The sequence below is a fragment of the Candidatus Poriferisodalis sp. genome, from assembly GCF_965221945.1.
Lineage (GTDB): Bacteria > Actinomycetota > Acidimicrobiia > Acidimicrobiales > Poriferisodalaceae > Poriferisodalis.
This window is the reverse complement of sequence record NZ_OZ244925.1, coordinates 3,525,403-3,542,362: the sequence shown is the minus strand read 5'-3', so window position 1 is coordinate 3,542,362 and position 16,960 is coordinate 3,525,403. Positions and strand designations below refer to the sequence as shown.

The 16,960-nt window shown below is 65.1% G+C and carries 10 protein-coding genes and 2 pseudogenes; 5 read left to right on the top strand and 7 right to left on the bottom strand.

The annotated features are described in order from the left end of the window. Positions 1-497: 497 nt before the first annotated feature. Together ACOQPH_RS16725 and ACOQPH_RS16720 are read right to left on the bottom strand one after the other, a co-directional pair. Positions 498-3,173 carry a cell wall-binding repeat-containing protein gene (locus ACOQPH_RS16725; protein WP_420622444.1) on the bottom strand — a complete coding sequence of 892 codons (2,676 nt, stop codon included), beginning with the start codon at positions 3,171-3,173 and terminating at the stop codon, positions 498-500. 255 nt (positions 3,174-3,428) lie between these two features. Further along, positions 3,429-6,191 carry a cell wall-binding repeat-containing protein gene (locus ACOQPH_RS16720; RefSeq protein WP_420622443.1) on the bottom strand — a complete coding sequence of 921 codons (2,763 nt, stop codon included), beginning with the start codon at positions 6,189-6,191 and terminating at the stop codon, positions 3,429-3,431. Between the two features lie 113 nt (positions 6,192-6,304). On the opposite strand from ACOQPH_RS16720, the gene ACOQPH_RS16715 reads away from it, so the two are divergent. After that, positions 6,305-6,460, top strand: a complete 156-nt coding sequence (locus tag ACOQPH_RS16715) for a hypothetical protein (protein ID WP_420622442.1) — start codon at positions 6,305-6,307, stop codon at positions 6,458-6,460. Between the two features lie 84 nt (positions 6,461-6,544). Here the strand turns inward: ACOQPH_RS16715 and ACOQPH_RS16710 are convergent, their stop codons facing one another. Both ACOQPH_RS16710 and ACOQPH_RS16705 read right to left on the bottom strand, forming a co-directional pair. Continuing rightward, entirely contained in the window at positions 6,545-9,529 is a 2,985-nt protein-coding gene (locus ACOQPH_RS16710) for a cell wall-binding repeat-containing protein (RefSeq protein WP_420622441.1), read from the bottom strand. Positions 9,530-9,582: 53 nt separating this feature from the next. Then, a complete protein-coding gene (locus tag ACOQPH_RS16705; protein WP_420622440.1) occupies positions 9,583-9,927 on the bottom strand; it encodes a hypothetical protein in 345 nt (114 codons plus the stop codon). Between the two features lie 1,061 nt (positions 9,928-10,988). On the opposite strand from ACOQPH_RS16705, the gene ACOQPH_RS16700 reads away from it, so the two are divergent. After that, positions 10,989-12,563 carry an ImmA/IrrE family metallo-endopeptidase gene (locus ACOQPH_RS16700; protein WP_420622439.1) on the top strand — a complete coding sequence of 525 codons (1,575 nt, stop codon included), beginning with the start codon at positions 10,989-10,991 and terminating at the stop codon, positions 12,561-12,563. A gap of 389 nt (positions 12,564-12,952) precedes the next feature. Beyond that, positions 12,953-13,246, top strand: coding sequence for a hypothetical protein (locus ACOQPH_RS16695; RefSeq protein WP_420624394.1), 294 nt, complete (start codon positions 12,953-12,955; stop codon positions 13,244-13,246). On the opposite strand, the pseudogene ACOQPH_RS16690 reads toward ACOQPH_RS16695, so the two are convergent. After that, a pseudogene (locus tag ACOQPH_RS16690) lies at positions 13,175-13,321 on the bottom strand (hypothetical protein); the annotation flags it as partial. The gene ACOQPH_RS16695 and the pseudogene ACOQPH_RS16690 sit on opposite strands and share 72 nt — an antisense overlap. Positions 13,322-13,889: 568 nt before the next feature. Between ACOQPH_RS16690 and ACOQPH_RS16685 the strand changes: the two are divergent. Next, positions 13,890-14,555 (top strand): helix-turn-helix domain-containing protein, encoded by a 666-nt coding sequence (locus tag ACOQPH_RS16685; RefSeq protein WP_420622438.1) that lies wholly within the window; start codon positions 13,890-13,892, stop codon positions 14,553-14,555. A 19-nt stretch (positions 14,556-14,574) separates the two neighbouring features. On the opposite strand, the gene ACOQPH_RS16680 is transcribed toward ACOQPH_RS16685, so the two are convergent. Then, entirely contained in the window at positions 14,575-15,006 is a 432-nt protein-coding gene (locus ACOQPH_RS16680) for an RloB family protein (RefSeq protein WP_420622437.1), read from the bottom strand. A gap of 46 nt (positions 15,007-15,052) precedes the next feature. Further along, positions 15,053-15,256, bottom strand: a pseudogene (locus tag ACOQPH_RS16675) (hypothetical protein); the annotation flags it as partial. Positions 15,257-15,348: 92 nt separating this feature from the next. Here ACOQPH_RS16675 and ACOQPH_RS16670 point away from each other — a divergent pair. Next, positions 15,349-16,878 (top strand): transposase, encoded by a 1,530-nt coding sequence (locus ACOQPH_RS16670; RefSeq protein WP_420622435.1) that lies wholly within the window; start codon positions 15,349-15,351, stop codon positions 16,876-16,878. Positions 16,879-16,960 lie beyond the last annotated feature (82 nt).

Sequence of the window (16,960 nt, the reverse complement as noted above, 5' to 3'; positions counted from 1 at the left end):
GTCAACTGGCCCGTGGTGCCTTCAGGTTGATCTGTCGGCTCGTCGTCGGCGTCGGGGCGCGCACCGTCACATAGCGGTGCCATTGAGCAAGTCAGAGATCTCGCGAGCGAACCGTTGTGCTCGTCGCTCAAGATCACGCTGTAACTGGTTCAAAGGACGAGATGACGAGCCAGACGTCGCGGGCCTCCTCGCTCTCGAAACAGCCGTCTGCGGCCTGCCCCTTCAACTGCTCCCAAGTGCAGCCGATGCCATCGAGCATGTGCTGGTTGCCTTCGCGTATGTCGTCGTCGGTGTAGTGGATGACTTTGACATCGTCGTAGTTGTCGCTTATTCGAAAGCACCTCCTCGACTCGCCGTCCTACGGCACAGGAGCGTAAGGGGGTGTCAACTTAGAGCAGGTCACCCGCAGCGACGCGCCAATCTTGGGGGACCGCCCCTACCAGTGCCGCCGTGGGCTACCGCGGTGTGGTGCCGCCGCTTGAAACTCTCAGGCGCGTTTATGAGGGAAGGGCGACGTGGCTGCTGCGGGCGATGCGCACGCGCGAGCGGCCGTTCTTCTCGTCGTCGTTCTCGGGCGGCGCATAGCCGAGCGCGATCGCTGCCACAGCCTCGGCGGTCTCATCGGTACTCGTGTTCGGATCGTCGAATACCTGGTCGCGGCCGGCGGGCGTGTCCACTAGGTCCCGCACCCGCGGCAGCATCGTCGCATCCGACGTCCGGGCCTCGTAGCGCACCACTTTGCCCGGCCCCACGAACGGCTCCGGGAACGCCAAGTCCAGAGCGGCACGCACGCTGTCGGTGCTGGCCACATCAGATCGGCTCACCACAGCCCGCAGGATGTCCTCCAGCAGCCCGTCGTCTTGCACGCTCTCCACGTAGCCGTTGAACCGCACCTCAATCGCCACTTCAGTCACCCCGCCGCTCAAGACAGCAGTGATCTGCCGGTCGTTCGTGCCCAGGCTCAGCTCGGAATTGCGGATCGAACCGCATCCCCCTGAAGAATCGGGCGGCAGTTCCACCTCGAACAGCGCATTGAACGCGCTATGTGCCTCCAGAGCGGCCAGCAGATCCCGGTTGCGGGCCTTGCCGTTGTCGAACAGCACGAACGCGGTCTTGTCGTCGTCGACGACCCGCACATCGATGTCCACGTCGCCGCTAGGGGTCCAGTCGCTCGCCACGTCGAAGATGATCGACCACCCATTGCCCGCGGCCCCTTCGGCGTCACCGCCCGCCCGGCCCGAGATGAACACACTGTTGCCTTCACCCGAGATCGCCGACGGCACCTCGGCCACCGAGTCGCTGCTGTGATGCAGATCGCTCATCAGCACCGAGAGGATCCGCGGGTTCTCGTCGGGCGCCATGGCCCGATAGGTGCGCTGAGCGTTCGAATTGCCCCGGGAGCCGGTGACGGCGCCCCGCCTGATCACCACCCGCTCGTCCGCCTGAATCGCATCGGTGAAGATCAGATTGCTCGACACCGGGTCGACGCTCAGGAACTGATTCGGGTTGCTGCTGCGCAGGTCGACGTCTGCCTCGTTCAGCGGGCCGCCGTTAGAAATCCTGACGTCGGCGGTGAACCGGCCCACAAACATGAACACGTCAATCGTCGGACGCGGCCTGACCGCCGCACGCGCTGACACCTCCGCCGATGCGGGCCGGACACGCCGTTCGTTCACACCCGAGCCGAATGTGGCGTCCGGAACGATCGAGATGATGTCGCGGTCGTTCAGCGGGTGCTCGAAGTTCACCGTCACCTGCTCGGGGTCGCACGGGTCGGCTGCGCTGACCACTGACACCGGGTTGCCGCTGCCGAGCAATGGCGGCGCGCCGTTCAGCCACACGATGTCGCGCACTACAGACGCCGCCGAAGCACCGCTTGCGATGGAGGCGCTGAAGTAGAAGATCACGGCGTAGTCGCCGGGGGCGGGCACGTCGCTGGCATCGATCCTGCCGTCGCCGTTCGTGTCCCGTGCAGCGCCGATTTGCACGCTCAGCGCATCAGCCGAAGCCGATTCGCGCAGCGCCGAATCCACCACGTCAGAGCCCACCGCAGCGGTGCCGCCGATGGCCACGATCTTCAGCTCCAGGTTGTCGCCGTCGGCGCCCACAACGGGCGTGGCGGCCAGGTAGTCACGCACCGGGGTCGGCAGCGTGTCGTCCACCAGCAGCATCGGCACCAAGTCGCCGTCGGCGAATGTGGCTCCCAGCACCGGGGCGGCCGCTACGCCGTCGGGCAGCGCATCGCTGTGCACCAGCGCCACGGTGTCCTCAGAGACCGGTCGCAGGTCTGCGGCGCAGCGGCCCATCGCCAGCTCGGCCAGCTCCACCGACGTGCCCGCAGCGGAATCGCCGGCGATGCGGTCGATGTCGTCCACCCCGGCCGCAGCCAGCGCAGCCTCGACACTGTCAGCCACCGAATCGGTGCCGCCCACGATCACGACGTGTTCGATGTCCTCAGTCCGCAGGAAGTCCGCCGTGGCCGCAGGCAGGCTCCGCCGAGCGGTCAGCAGCACCGGCACTTCGAGCCGGTACGCCAGCGGACCCACCATCATGGCGTAGGCCAGCGAGACATCCCCGCCGTTCACCAAGATCGCGGCTGGCTCGTCGCCGCCGCACCAGGCAGCTCCAGCGCCCAGCTCCGAGCCGATCGCAGCGGCTGTCGCATAGCGGTCTGCACCTTGGATGCGGCTCACCTCTGGCGAATTGGGCAGATCCTCGATCTCGTCGAGCACCCCCTGGGCCACGGATGCAGATCCGCCCAAGACGTAGACGGTATCGACGCCGTTGTCCTCGATGAAGTCGGCCACGCCGTTGTGCAACTCGTCACGAGGTGTCAGCAGCACGGGAGCGTCCTCATGGCCGGCGAGGCCCGACACCGCCACGGCATCCACCAGCGTCGCGCCCGAGGCAACAAAGGCAACCCGCACCTGCCCCAGGCCTCCCTTGCCCGCCGCAAAGTTGCGGGCCAGCCGACGAGCGGTGTCGTAGCGATCACGGCCGCCGAACTCACGGGCGTCGCCGACGCCGTCGCTGTTGGTGTCCACCAGCAGCTCCCGCGCAGTGTTGGCCGCCTGCGCCGGCGAGCCAGCCACAACGGCCAGCACCGAGGCGCATAACATCGCGGCCATGACTGCTGCCAGAAAGCGTCGACGGCGGGGTGGTTCAGTGCTCACGGGTCCGTGCCTCTCGATCGGAGCGGCGCCCGACGTGACTGCGAACCAGAGTCGTTCAGACTTTGAACATCAGGTCCGGCCTCCGGGCCTGCCAGCGATGCTAATTCGCCCCCCGTACGCCCGGCCGCCGCCCGCCGAAAGACGACATGGCGCGAGAGGAGCCCCGGCGCGGGTGCCCCGGGGCTCCTTTCGGTTTGGATTGGCCGGTGGGCTCGCTGAACTCGGGGTTCAGCGAGCCGACGGTCTCAGCGGGGGCTACCGCGGTGTGGTGCCGCCGCTGGAGATTCTCAGGTTCGCCTGAGCGCGATTCACGCGCTCGTCCACGTCGGTGTTCGGGTCGTCGACCAACACATAGCCGTCCGCGATGGTGTTCGCTTCGACGTCGTAACGATCACCGGACTTCGGCAACCGGGTCACATCTTCCGTCGAAGCCACCCAGCGAGCGGACCGGACCGGTCCCGTGATGTCGTCCTCATTTCCGAGGCCGATGTCGGACAGCGCCGCCGTGGGCACGCGGATGACAGTGGCGGCGAACACATCTTCGAGCAGCGGGTTGCTGTGCACGGCCGCCACATGGCCGCTGAAGTTCGCCTCGATAGCCATCATCGTGTTGCCATCGCGGACCTTGTCGGCACTGGCGTCTTGGTCCCCAGTCGCCGTTACGGCGCCCGCAACGGTCAGCTCCTTGTTGGCCGGAGCGCATGCGTTCTGCACATTGTCGACGCTGACGTCCCAGAGGCCGTTGAACCCGCTGTGCGACCTCAGCGCAGCCGCCAGGTCGGCGAACTTCGGCTTGCCGTTGACGAACGTGATGAAGGCACGCTTGCCGGTCGTATCCACCAGCACCTCAAAGCTGACGGGCTTGTTCGCGTTGTAGGTGCTGGCTTGGCGGAAGTCGAACGTCCAGTCGTTGCCATTGGCGCCGGCAGCCCTGCCGTTGGCCTTTGCCGTGAAGAACACGTCCTCAAGACCGCCTTCGGCACCATTGCCCCCGGTCAGTGCCGTCGGCACCGCGTACTTGGCCTGCGTGTCGTGGAACTGTCCGCTCACCCGGACGCTCGTCAGACGTACGTTGTTCGTCGGCCTAATGGGTGTGGGGCTGGTCCGTTCGACATTCGTGTTGCCGGCGTCGTCCATGATCGAGTCCTTGGCGATCTTGATCCGGTCGCTGCTGAGCAAGGCTCTGTTCACGTTCACGGTGAAGGTGTGCTCGGTGACCCTGCCGCTGGAGGTGTCCACCGTGCCGCCACCGACATTGCTGACTGACAGGTCGTCGTCCCTACTGGTGGCCGTGATTTCAGCGCTGTCCAGCGTTTCGCCATCGGCGAGGCCGGTGTCGGTGTTCTGGTTGTCCTTCGCGATCACCGTGAACGAAGTCTGCCCGATGATCGAAATGATCTCGAAGGTGGGTGCTCTCACCTCTTCGCGGACGACCGACGTCGAGCTGCGGGCGAGCGGACGCCGGTCCGATCGCGCTCCGAACTCGAGCGTCGTGTCGGCGATGGAAATCGGCTGGCCGGCTGTCAACGGCGATGCAAGGTTCACCGTCACCACATCGGGGTTGCAGTCGGTCGAGCTTCCGCCGAAGTCCACACCCGGCGGCGTGTCAGTTTGGCCTGCGAGGACAGCGGGTACACCACCAATGCGGAGCACGTCCAGCAGCCTCCCTCGCAACTGAGCGGTCGCAGCCGAGGCGTTGTCAGCATCACCCGCAACGTCATCACTGAAGCGGAGCTCGAACGATATCTCTCCGGCGCGCGGCGCGTCGTCCATCTGGCCGTCGTTGTCCCAGTCTGTGGGCGAGACGATCCTCACGGTCAGTGCAGGCGCCGAGGCTGCAGCATCGATCGCCGCGCTCATGGCACCCCGTGTGACTGCGGCTTGCCCGCCGATGGCCACGATGTCCATATGCAGCTTGTTGCCGACCGCGTCTTCCTGTGGTGTCGCGGCCAGAAAATTGCGGACCACACCCGGCAGCGAAGCGCCCACCACCAGCATCGGCACCAACTCACCCGAACGGTACGAGCTCGCCAGCACCGGTGACGCGGTGACACCGTCGGGCAAGGCATTCTCGCCCACCAGGGCGACCGTCGTGTCCGACACGGCGCCGAGGTCACCCCGGCAATCGTTGGTGGCCAGCTCCGCCAGCCTCGCCGAGACCTCAGCGGGGGTGGCTCCGCTGATGCGGGTGATGGTGTTGACCCCGGCCGTGGTCAGGTCGGCTGAGACATTTGCCGACACGCTGCTGGTGCCACCCACGATCACGATGTGCTCGTAGTCCTGGTCGCTGATGATGTCCCGTGTCGCATCCGGCAGCTCATCGAGTGCTGTCAGCAGCACCGGCAGCTGCAGGCGGCTGGCCATCGGGCCCGCCAACATGGCGTAGGCCAGCGAGACGTCGCCGCCGTTCGCGAGGATCGCCGCTGCTTCCTCACCGCCGCACCACACGTTGCCGGCGGCGGTGCCGCCGCTGAGCCTGGTCGCAATGTCAGCTGCGGTGCCGTACCGATCGGTACCTTGAATGCGCGCCACCGTCGGCGAATGATCGAGCGACTCGAGCGAATCGAACACCGCCTCGGACACCGCGGCAGGGCCGCCAAGCACATGGATGTTCTGAACGTCGTAGTCCTCCAGGTAATCGGCAACTGCGCCAGGCAGGCTGTCCTGGTACGTCAGCACTACTGGAGCGTCCAAGTACCCCGCAAGGCCGGACACGGCCACCGCATCCACCAGCGTCTCGCCCGACGCCACGAATGCCTCGGCGACGCCGCCCAGACCCTTGGATCTGCCGAAGTTCTGGGCCAGCCGCAGTGCCGTGTCGTAACGGTCGCGCCCGCCGAACTCACGTGCGTCAACCACACCGTCGTTATTGGTGTCGATCAGCGCCTCACTGGCCGTGTTCACGGCCTGGGCAGGACTGCTCATCACCGCCGCCAACACGGAAGCGCCCAGCAGCACCGCCGAGATCGCAGCAATGGCGCGCCGAGGGCGTCGCGTGGTGCGGGGTGTGTTCGTCATGGCCTCATAGCTCCTCGCTCGTCGCCGAGCGCATCGTGATAGCACCTGCAACACCGCGTGCCACGTTCACGGGGAACACACGCTGGCACGCCTCAATTACTGAGGCGCGGGTGATGTCTGCCCTGCAAGGGTACGCCCATTGCCGCTCCGCGGGTGGCACATTCGCCGACGATGCGCTGGCGGGCGCGCCGTGGCATTCGCTGTGTGCAGATCTGGGTGGTCTGGGCCGCGTCAACCGGGGCGTAGACGCGAAGGACCCCGGGGCTTGATACCCCGGGGTCCCTCTCAGTTTGGGCTGTACCGGTCAGGCGAGCAAGCCGCCCGGCGGTTCAGATCAACTGTGCAGCAGGTGCCTACTTGAAGTCAGGCGCCTTGACGCTGCTGCTCTGGCCGATGCGGACCTGTGAGCCAGCGTTCTTGTCCTCTTGGCTCTTGGTCGTGCTCGGGACGTCGGCGGCATAACCAGTAGCGACCGAAGCTGCATTGTCAATGGTCTGATCAGCACCAGTGGCACTGTCGTCATAACCAGCCGCAGTGGTCACCAAATCTCGGACCTTGGGCAGCAGGTCTGCCCTGTCGGTCACCATCTCATAGCGGGCCGAGGTTGCCGGGCCGGTGATCGCAACAACATCCCCATCAGTGCCGGGGGTGCCAATTGCATTGTTGACCAACGACGCTGCGATCCGCGTGGTGCCAACATCGGCGACGGCAGCCGCAAACGGCGACGTCAGATCAGTGTTGGCCGGGTTGGCGTTGTACCGGTTGACGACCTGTGCGAAGACATCGTTGCCCAGTTCAGTGACTGGGTCGATGCTTGCCGCATAGGTGTTGAACCTGACCTCAATCGCAACTGCCGTCATGCCGCCTCCGGTGGCATCGCTAACGCCACGGGTAAACCCGGCGATCTGCAGCGGGTTGTTGGCTGTAGCGCCGCATGCACCAGTCGCATCGGCAGGCAGGTTCACGTCGAACATGGCGTCGAAAGCGCTATTGCCTTCCAGCGCCGCCTTCAGGTCGGCGAACTTGGCATTGCCGGCGTTGAACCGCACCGACACCAGCCGGTCCTTAGCGTTCACCCGCACGTCGATGTCGACTGTGGCCTTCGGGTCAGCCTTCCAGCTCGTTGCCCTGTCGAACGCGATGGTCCAGCCATTGCCAACGGCACCGTCAGCGGCGCCACCCTTCTTGGCCTTGATCGTGATGTCGTCATCAGCAGTGTTGTTCGGAGTCTCCTCAGAGATGGCTTCCGGCACTGACGCAGTCGCCTGCGCCGTGTGCACCATGTCGCTCATGGTGACCGCAGTGATCCGCGGGCTCGCCTGAGCGGCCAGCACCGAGAAGGTGCGAGCACGGCTCTTGTTGCCAGTCATGTCAACCAAGGCACCGCTCTTGACGGTGATCCGGTCGCCGACCGCAAAGACATCATCGCCGTCCACATCGCCGTCGTCGGCCAACGCGATAGCACCGGTGGTGCTATCGACGGTGGTCGCGGTCTTCGTAACCGTGCTGGTGATCACGATTTCATCGGCCGCAACCACGTCGTTCCCGTTGAGGGGATCGAGGTCCGTCTCGGTGAACTGCACGCGAACAACTGTGGTGGAGCCGACAATGGCGACGACACTCACGACGGGTGCCTTGGTGTCGCGCGCCGCAGCGGGCACTTTGACCTCGGCACCAGCAACCGTTCGAAGGTCCTTGTTAGCGCCGAACTTCGCGCCGGCCGCAAGCGAGACCACATCGCCAGCCTTGAGTGCGGAGGCAAGCGTTACCGTGACAGTGTCAGGGACGCAGGCCGCGGTTCCGGTTCCACCTTCGCCACGCGTGACGGCAGCAGCCGTAGTGATAAGCCGGGCCGGTGCTCCGTTGATCTCCAAGTTGTCGCGGATCAGGTTAGTCAGGGGCCCCACAGACGGGTTGGCAGCGGGATCTGGGTCGTCCTCGATGTTGTCGCTGAACCGCAGCACAACGCTGGTATCACCGATTTGCGGTGGCTTGTGCTCCGTGGTGCTGCCCTCCACCAGTTCGTCGCTGGTGATCTGCACGCTGAGTGCATCAGCGGAGGCTGCCGCAGCAAGCGCAGCGTCCATGACGCTTGAGCTCACCGCACCAGTTCCGCCGATGGCAACAATGTTCAGGTGCAGCTTGTTGGTACCGTCCAGTTCCGGTGTCGCAGCGAGGTAGTCGCTCACCGAAGCGGGCAACTCGTCGCCCACGACCAGCATCGGCACCAAGGCGCCGTTCTGGTAGCTCGACGCCAGCACCGGCGATGCGGCCACGCCGTCAGGCAGGCCGCTCTCGGCGACCAGCGCCACGGTGTCGCTCGACACCACGCCCAAGTCGGCCTGGCAGCCGTTGGTGGCCAGCTTCGCCAGCGCAGCCGATGCGGCCGCGGGCGTGTCACCGGGGATGCGAGTGACCGTGTCGACACCTGAGGAGGTCAGCGCTGCCGACACACCGTCGGACACGCTGGACTCGCCGCCCATGATCACGACATGCTCGATGTCCTGATCTTCGATGAAGTCTGCGGTAGCCGTAGGCAGCTCATCTGCAGCGGTGAGCAGCAGCGGCAGCTGCAGGCGGTTCGCCACCGGGCTGACCGCCATCGCGTACGCCAGCGACACGTCGCCGCCGTTCGCGAGGATCGCCGCGGCTTCCGCGCCGCCGCACCATGCAGCGCCGCCACCCAGTCGCGAGGCCACCTCAGCAGCCGTCGCGTACCGGTCGTCGCCGTAGATGCGAGTGGCCGTGGGCGAGTTCGCCAGCGATTCGATGTCTTCCAGCACCGAGTCGGCCACAGCATTGGAGCCGCCCAGCACGTAGACGGTCTGCACGCCGTAGTCCTCGATGAAGTCGGCAACGCTGCCGTTGAGGCTGTCAGAAGGTGTCAGCAGCACGGGTGCGTCGAGGAAGCCGGCGAGACCGGCAACCGAGATCGCATCCACCAGCATGTAGCCGGAAGCCACGAAGGCCACCGGCACATTGCCCAGGCCCTCGGCCTTGCCGAAGTTGGCAGCGAGGCGGTTCGCCGTGTCATAGCGGTCGCGACCGCCGAACTCACGGGCGTCATCGACGCCGTCGTCGTTCGTGTCGACCAGCGCCTCGCCGGATGTGTTTGCGGCTTGGGCTGGGGAGCCTGCTACGACCGCGAGCACCGATGCCATGAGCAACGCTGCTGCAATCGCAGCGAGGGAGCGCCTGCCCCGCCGCTTCGTTCGAATAGTCAAGGTTCCGAGCCTCCTGCTTGGAATTATTGGGATATTGGTGTCCGGGCACGGGGCCTCGTGGCACCGATCTCCCGCCTGACAAGTAGAACCGCGGCAGAGTTCGCTCTGTGACACGGCAACTGTCAAGGGTACGGGTTGACCCCCGGCCGCGCAATACGGGAAATCCCTCATTGCACTTGGGTCGAGCCTAGGCCACCGGAGGGTGCGCCGCGGCGCGCTTTTTCCGTGCTCACGGGGGCGTTTTGGAGCCCGCAGGCGGCCAGTTGGGCGATGCCGTGGTTCTCGACCTGATGCTCGACCGCATAGCTCGGCACACCGAACTCTTCCGCCAGATCGGTGACAAGGTCCTGATCGGCGAATCGGTCATCGATCCTCTCGCGCAAGCTCGCGGCCGGAGCCAGAAACTTCGCCGCCCAGCAGCGCAAGACGGACCGCAGGTGGGTGACCGCAGCGGCTGTGTTCATCGTTGTGAAGGTCGCAGCCGTCGAGGCGGGCTGGTTGAGCCGGCTCACCGACCTGTTCACCTGAACCGCGCAACGAGCGCGCCGAATCTCAGCTGTCAGAGCGGGAACGCGGAGCTGTTCGGCTTCTTGAAGCTGACCCGGGCACGGGTTTCCCCAAAGCCGCTAGGCGTTCCAGTTCGGGCAGCGGCACCGGGCTCAAGTACGACATGACGTACTCCGCCAGCGATTCGTCGGTCTGCTCACACAGCCAATCGCAGAGACGGGAGCGCTCTGCTTCAGCCCGACCGGAGGCTGACATCCATAGCCGTTTTGGCGGGTGACCGCCAAGAGTGAGAACTGCCCTCCGTCTCATCGGAGGGCAGTCCTGCGTCAGGACTGACTTACTGCCGTGCAAGCGAGCGAGTGAGCTAGCGACTCACGAGTTCATCGGCGTCTCGGTGCACTGAAGTCGGCCCAGGCGGCCATGAGCTCTCGGCGCTGCTCGAACAGGTCGCTGCGGACGTAGGCGGCCTCGACATCGCTGCTCGTTGCGGCGCTAGGGACTCGCTCTGCATGCGCCAGCGAGCTGGTCGGCTAGACGCTGCAGCCAGCCAGAGCGCCGTATGCGCCGGCGAGGATTCGCTGCCGGTCGGGCCATTCAACGGCGGGCGGCGCGAAGCGTTTCGGAGCACGCTGGGAATCAGGCCCAGGTGCGCCGCCGCTCGGCACCGATCGCAGTCGGGCCACCCTGAGTCAAATTCATGGCTTGGCTGGCCCCGTCCGCGTTACCGTGGCGTCCTGTCCGGAGGAGACCGGTGCGCTACAAGTCCAACCCTAAGCACCACCCAGCTTCCCCTGGTCGCAGAGGGACACGGTGCCCTCAGCACTTCGATGCTCAGCACGCACAGCAGTTGCTGCAGAACAGTGTGCAAGATGGTCAAAAGCGGAACGCGACTGATGGCCAACTGCCCTATTGCGCACATTGCCACGACGGAACCCACGACCTCTGGCATGGCTTTCCGGTTGAATGGGACGACGTTCCTGAGAAGATACGCAGAAGCTGGATACGGCAGCGCCTTGTGAGACGGAGCACTATCAATCGCGCAGGAAGGCGCTAGAGGGCTTCGGTGATGAGCATGCGATGGGAGCGATTCGCCGGCGACACGTCGTTGTTCGCAGCTCGACTTGCGTTTCACCGCGACCCCGACGATGGCGAAGCAGCAACTCCGGACCTGGCCGAGAGCTGGGGAGCATTCCAGCTGTGGGTCCGGGGAAGAAACTTGTGCGCCCACATCGACCAAGGCGAGGAATTGAGGTCTTGCCACTGGTACCTCTTGCCGCTGCTCGAATGGCTCAGCGAGAACTGGGACCCGCTGTTTCACGAGGAGCGTCCGCCCGCCGGCAGATGTGGAATTCGGACTGCGTCAGATGTCTCTGGAATCGCATCGGCGTCGGCCAACGCAACAGAAGCCGACGACAACCAACTCGACGAGTTCGAGCAACAGTTCGACTGGAGGGAACGGCACACTCTGCGCGCCGCTCGCCAAGGTGGGATTTTTCCCGACGTACGATTTCGGCGGTACCGAGACCAAGTCGAAGTCTCGTGGACCGCAAACCCACTGCCAGGGGCAGAAGATGTGCATTTCATGTCCCCCGAAGGCACCGACTGCCTGAGTCCATCGGCCGTAGCGCATCCGCTCCATGAGGTTCTGACGTCGGCGGCCGAGTGGCTGCACGCTCAAATCCCGCACTCGGAGCGGTGCTGGGCGCTTGTCGAGTCGGTCAGAGCCCTTCGTTCGCAGCAGCGGGCCCCCGAACGCATCGCATGGCTCGCGAAGCTCGGAGACTCTAAGGATCAGATGGTGCAGCGCTGGCGCCGCGTCGAAGAATTCGCCCACTCGATGGCCAGCAGTTCGGCGAAGAAGGCGTTCGACGCGGCCTTTGGCGTGCATGGATCCTCGGAGGTCGTCGTCGAAGGGAGCTGTACTGCGGCCCTGCTCTTCGGGTCGACCAGCCCCACGATCGACGACACAGACGCCAAGTCGCTTGCAGGTCTCTTGTTGGCGGCTTACGAAGCGGAGCCTGTCGACGGCCTCGCCGAATTCGTCTACCCGGAACCACTCGATTCCACCCAGCCTCCGTGGCAACACGGGTACGACTTGGCCGAAGAACTGCTCGATGCGCTCGACAGAAGCGATGTCGCGGTCTCCGATTCGACTCTTGAGGCGTGGCTGGCAGATTGGCGTGTACGCGTGGAAGAGATCGCGCTGAATGACACCGAGGTGCGCGCCGTGTCGTTCGTCAGCGACAAACACACGCCGACGATCGTCCTGAACAGGAGCCATTGGTCGGCAGCCGATCCGCGAGCCCGGCGGTTCACGCTCGCCCATGAGCTGTGTCACTTGCTGCATGACCGCTCGTACGGCGCCCGCTTGGCAATCGCCAGCGGCCCATGGGCGCCAATTCAAATTGAGAGGCGCGCCAACGCTTTCGCAGCGTGGTTGCTGATGCCGCCGGGCCGGCTGAAGCCCGCTATCGCCTGGGCTCATGGCGCGATCAACACGCACGAAGGCATCAGCGCAGTCGCGGACGATCTTGACGTCAGCCGGTCAGCGCTCGTCAGGCATCTCTTCAACCTGGGGGAGATCAACGAAGAGGACCAAGACGCTTTGCTCGCCGGTGCCGCCGTCCCGAGGCGTCGCTGACGCGGACCGCCAAGAGTGAGAACTGCCCTCCGTCTCATCGGAGGGCAGTTCTGCGTTGCGGCACGGGCGTGTGCACCTTCCCCAGCGACCATCTCGGTGCTCCTCGGCCGAACTGAGCTAGTGATCCGAGATTCAGAGAGAAGATTGTGCAATCTTCGGCTGCCCGAACGGAAATCGCCGGATTCTGAGAGAAGATTCAACAATCTTCCCTCCGCCGGGTGCCTCACGCTGATCATCGGCGTCTCGGTGCACTGAAGTCGACCCCGGCGGCCATAAGCTCTCGGCGCTGCTCGAACAGGTCGCTGCGGACGTAAGCGGCCTCGGTGATGTTGCCCACGACGTGAGCCAGAGCCGCTTCGCCGACAGCCCATGGCGTGGAGGTGGTCTCGATGACCCACGTCTTGAACGACGAGCGGAAGCCGTGGACGGTGCAGTCGAGCCCGTTGGTGGTTGCGGATGCGAGGCATCGGCGGCAGCACAGCCTCGATGCCCTCGCCTGCCGCGTTGGAGGCAATGTGCTCGTGCAGCGCCAGTTCGGAACGGTCGACCGCAGCAGCCTCGGCACGAATCCGGGCGGTTCGTTGGCCGGCGTCATCGAGGCTGACCGCGGGGTAGGCGCCGATTCCGATCTCGCGACGCTTGCCGTCGACGTAGACCCGAGCGACCCACGAGCGGCTGCCTGACGGCTTCTTGACCAGCGTCAGCTGGACCCCGATGAGGTCAAGAGCCTCAACATCAAGTACGCGGTCGCATTCCATCGTGGTGTGACGCGTGCTGTGGTCGAGGCGGCGAACGTGCCGAAGTACGTCGAGGAGGCCTGGATCGGCCAAGCCGGCAAGCGGGTTCCTGTCTCGATGCGCGACACCATCGTCGCCTTCTGGCCGATCTCGGCGCTGCGGACGAGGCCCGTCGCATGGCCCAGATCCAGCGCACCCTCGACCTCATGGTGCGCTCCGGTCGCAGCTGACCGACCCCTGTCAAGCGCCGCACCCTGCGCCGGCCTCGGGCCGAGCCCGCCAACAAGGGCAAAGCGACTTCCGTCCTAGTGGCAGGCGATAGTGGGGACAGCAGCCATCAGGTCCCCAGGCGGTCGGCTATCGCTGGACTGCCTGTATGAAACACCCGGGGGGCGGCGGAAGCCGCTCCCCGTATTTCGTTTTCGGCGATCTCCAGAGAAGGGCGTTGATGCCGAGATTGCAGCCAGTGGCCTGCCCACCGGGTCGGCAAAGACCAACAACGAGGAGCCCCGGGGCTTCTTGCGTTACTGAGTTCGAGGGCTGACAAGCCCTGATTGCAAAACACTGCTGATATACGTATATTTATGATATGGAACCTGTGGGCGTAGCCGAAACTGCGGCACAGTTGGGGGTCAGTCCTCGTCGCGTCCACCAGATGGTGGCCGCAGGTCAGCTGGGCGGTCACCGCATCGGACGATCATGGGTGCTTGACCGTGCTGAGATCCAGCGATTTGCACGCGCTCGGCCCGAGTCCGGCCGACCGTGGAGCCCATCGTCAGCCTGGAACGTGTTGGCGCTGGCCAACCGGGACGCTGTGCGAGGATCGCCAGTCGACCGGTCACGGGCCAAGAAGCGGCTGCAGATCGGGCTCGAACCACTCGCCAAACGCCTGTCGAGCCGAGCCCAGAGCCGATGGTTCTATGCCCATCCAGGCGTTCGCTCAGAGATGCTCTCGCACCCCAGCTTGGTCGCGAGCGGGGTCAGCGCTGTGAGCGACCACCACGTCGACCTCGTGGTCAGCGACCAGTCCGAGGCATATGTGCCGGAATCACGAGTCGCCGAACTGGCCGATCGCTTCGCTCTTGATGCGGATTCAGACAGGCCCAATGTCCGCCTGCGGGTGGTCAACGACGATGACTGGCCTTTCGAGGCCGGCCAGCGAGTCGCACCCGCCCCGGTCGTCGCAGTCGACCTGTTGGAGTCAGAAGACGAACGCTCGCAGCGCGCTGCGCGTGAGCTGCTGGCCAGAGCGTGAACGACCGCAACGTCCTCGGTCAAGGACCCATCGAACTTCCCGTCCTGCCGGGCATCGAGGAAGCGCTATGGGTGGCGCTGCGCTGCTCGATGGCTTCCAATAGCTCGAACATGCCCGAAGACGGGTTGTCGTCAGGAAATAGAGTTGCCTCGTCGACATGCTTGTCTCGCAGACGACGAGCATGCGCTGCCGCCACCCATCGGTCTGCCATGTAGAGAGTTCCGTCGACTTCTTTCCCGGTGCTGCCATCGCATTCGCGACGACGCCGGACGGCTTCGGCCGTGCTCAGCCACCTCGTATGGGGCTTGAAGTGCATAACAAGCCAGATTTCGAAGCAAGGGTTTGAGATTGCAACGCGCACGTTGTTCGTCTGCGCCAGAGCCCGTGCTTGAACTAGATTCGGGTGAGGGTCCGGGGCCTCGACGTCGATACAGACACCACACTTCGTCAATCTCGTCGTTGCGGTTCTTGAGATCGATCGCGGCCTGAACGAGGGTCAGCGGCGCATCTCCGGCGTGAGATGTGTCCACCCGGATTTCGACTTCTGCGACATCCTTGACATCTGGGAGTCTTCGCAGGGCCGCTAGGTAACCCGGCTCTGTCTTCTCGCCCTCACACAATACGAGGAACGTGCGCTTTGGCTCCCGGGTGCCGACGCGTCGCCTGAGACCGTCACGTCTGGGGTGCCGGCGTCTTCCCATCAAGCAATTGAGTCGATAAGCCCTAGGAGGGTGGTCGGAAAGTCTGGGTGTGGGTCCTCGTGTTGGGGGTTGTGATCGCGGATGATGGTGGGGTGCGTGTTTCGGCTGATGGTCAGGGTTCGATTTTTGATGTCGGGGTGATGGTGGGCGATCTGCTCGACTCTGAGGGATTCTTGGTGTCGTTGGGGCAGGCTCGGGGGGAGCTGTTCTGCGACGCGGATTTTGATGCGTTGTATGCGTCGGGCCGGGGCCGGCCGTCGCATCCGCCGTCGGTGGTGGCGGCGTTGTTGTTGTTGCAGTTGTTCTATGGCGTGTCCGATCGTGAGGCTGAGCGGCGTTCGCGGTTCGATATGTCGTGGAAAGCGGCGTTGGGTTTGCCGTTGGAGCATCGCGGGATCGCGCATGTGGTGCTGGTGGAGTTCCGGGCGCGGCTGGTGCGCGCCGGGATGGAGTCTTTCTTGGGGGATCGGGTCAAGATCGCTGCCAGACGCGCCGGGGTGATCGGCCATCGTCGCACGATGGACTCGACCGGTGTGGCGGACTGCGTGCTGACCCAGGACACGATCACCTTGATCCGCTGCGGGGTCCGCAGCTGCCTCGGGGCGCTGGCAGCGGTCGACGCCGATGCCGCAGCGGAGTTGGTGGGGCTGTTGTCGCGCGACGACTACGGCCGGGGGGCCAAGCCGCAGATCATGTGGGCTGATCCGTGCGCGCGGGCTGCTTTGGTCGCGGAGCTGTTCGGCGACGCCGAGACCGTGGTGGGGTTCTGTGCCGGTTTCGACGATCCCGGCCTGGCAGCGGCAGTCGAGCTGTTGGGGGTCGTGGCGGGCCAGGACATCGAGTTGGTCGCCGATGGTGACGGTGTCGAAACGGCACGGATAGCTCAGCGGGTGGCCCCGGGCCGGGTCATCTCCACAGTCGATCCCGACGCCCGGCACGGGCACCGTTCGCGCACCGACCGCTACGACGGCTACAAGCTGCACGTGTCCGCGGATGTGGACTCGGACCTGATCACCTCAGCGACCGCGACGCTCGCGACCGCCCACGACGCCGCGGTGATCGGTGACCTCATCGACGCCGACCCGGTCCCGGTCGCCGAGATCATCGCCGACACCCACTACGGATCGGGGCTCACCCGTCAGGCGATGGCCGACCGAGGCATCGACCTGGTCGCGCCCGCCGCGCCGATCCCGGCCCGCGAAGGCATGCTCACCAAAGCCGACTTCGACATCGACATCGAAACCGCCACGATCACCTGCCCGCAAGGCAACACCGCACCCATCCCGCCGCCGAACGGCGACAAACGGCGCCAGGCGCGGTTCGCAGCAACGGACTGCTCAGCGTGCGAGCTCAAGCCCCGATGCACCACACGCGACGGCGGCCGCATCATCGAGATCAACCCATACGAAGAACTCCTCGCCCCCGCAAGAGCACAACGCCACGAACCCGAATTCCTCGCCAGATACCGACTGCGATCCCAGGCCGAACGCAAGATCGCCCAGATCAAGTCCCGCACCAAACGCGTCCCCTGGCGCGGCCTCGACAAAGCCAACCTGTGGCTCGACCTGCGAATCGCCGCCCTCAACCTCGACCGAGCCGGCCGCCTGGGCATCATCGGGTAACACACCCGCGCCCACCCCCTGTGGTGCGTCTGACTTCGCGCGACGGGATCCTGGTTCTTTCAGACTGCATCTGAGATGGTTG

Bases quoted from the DNA above. Each gene is read 5' to 3' on its own strand.
- ACOQPH_RS16700 (WP_420622439.1), top strand. From the start codon at position 10,989: ATGAGCATGCGATGGGAGCGATTCGCCGGCGACACGTCGTTGTTCGCA.
- ACOQPH_RS16685 (WP_420622438.1), top strand. From the start codon at position 13,890: ATGGAACCTGTGGGCGTAGCCGAAACTGCGGCACAGTTGGGGGTCAGT.
- ACOQPH_RS16695 (WP_420624394.1), top strand. From the start codon at position 12,953: ATGACCCACGTCTTGAACGACGAGCGGAAGCCGTGGACGGTGCAGTCG.
- ACOQPH_RS16720 (WP_420622443.1), bottom strand. From the start codon at position 6,191: ATGACGAACACACCCCGCACCACGCGACGCCCTCGGCGCGCCATTGCT.
- ACOQPH_RS16715 (WP_420622442.1), top strand. From the start codon at position 6,305: ATGTCTGCCCTGCAAGGGTACGCCCATTGCCGCTCCGCGGGTGGCACA.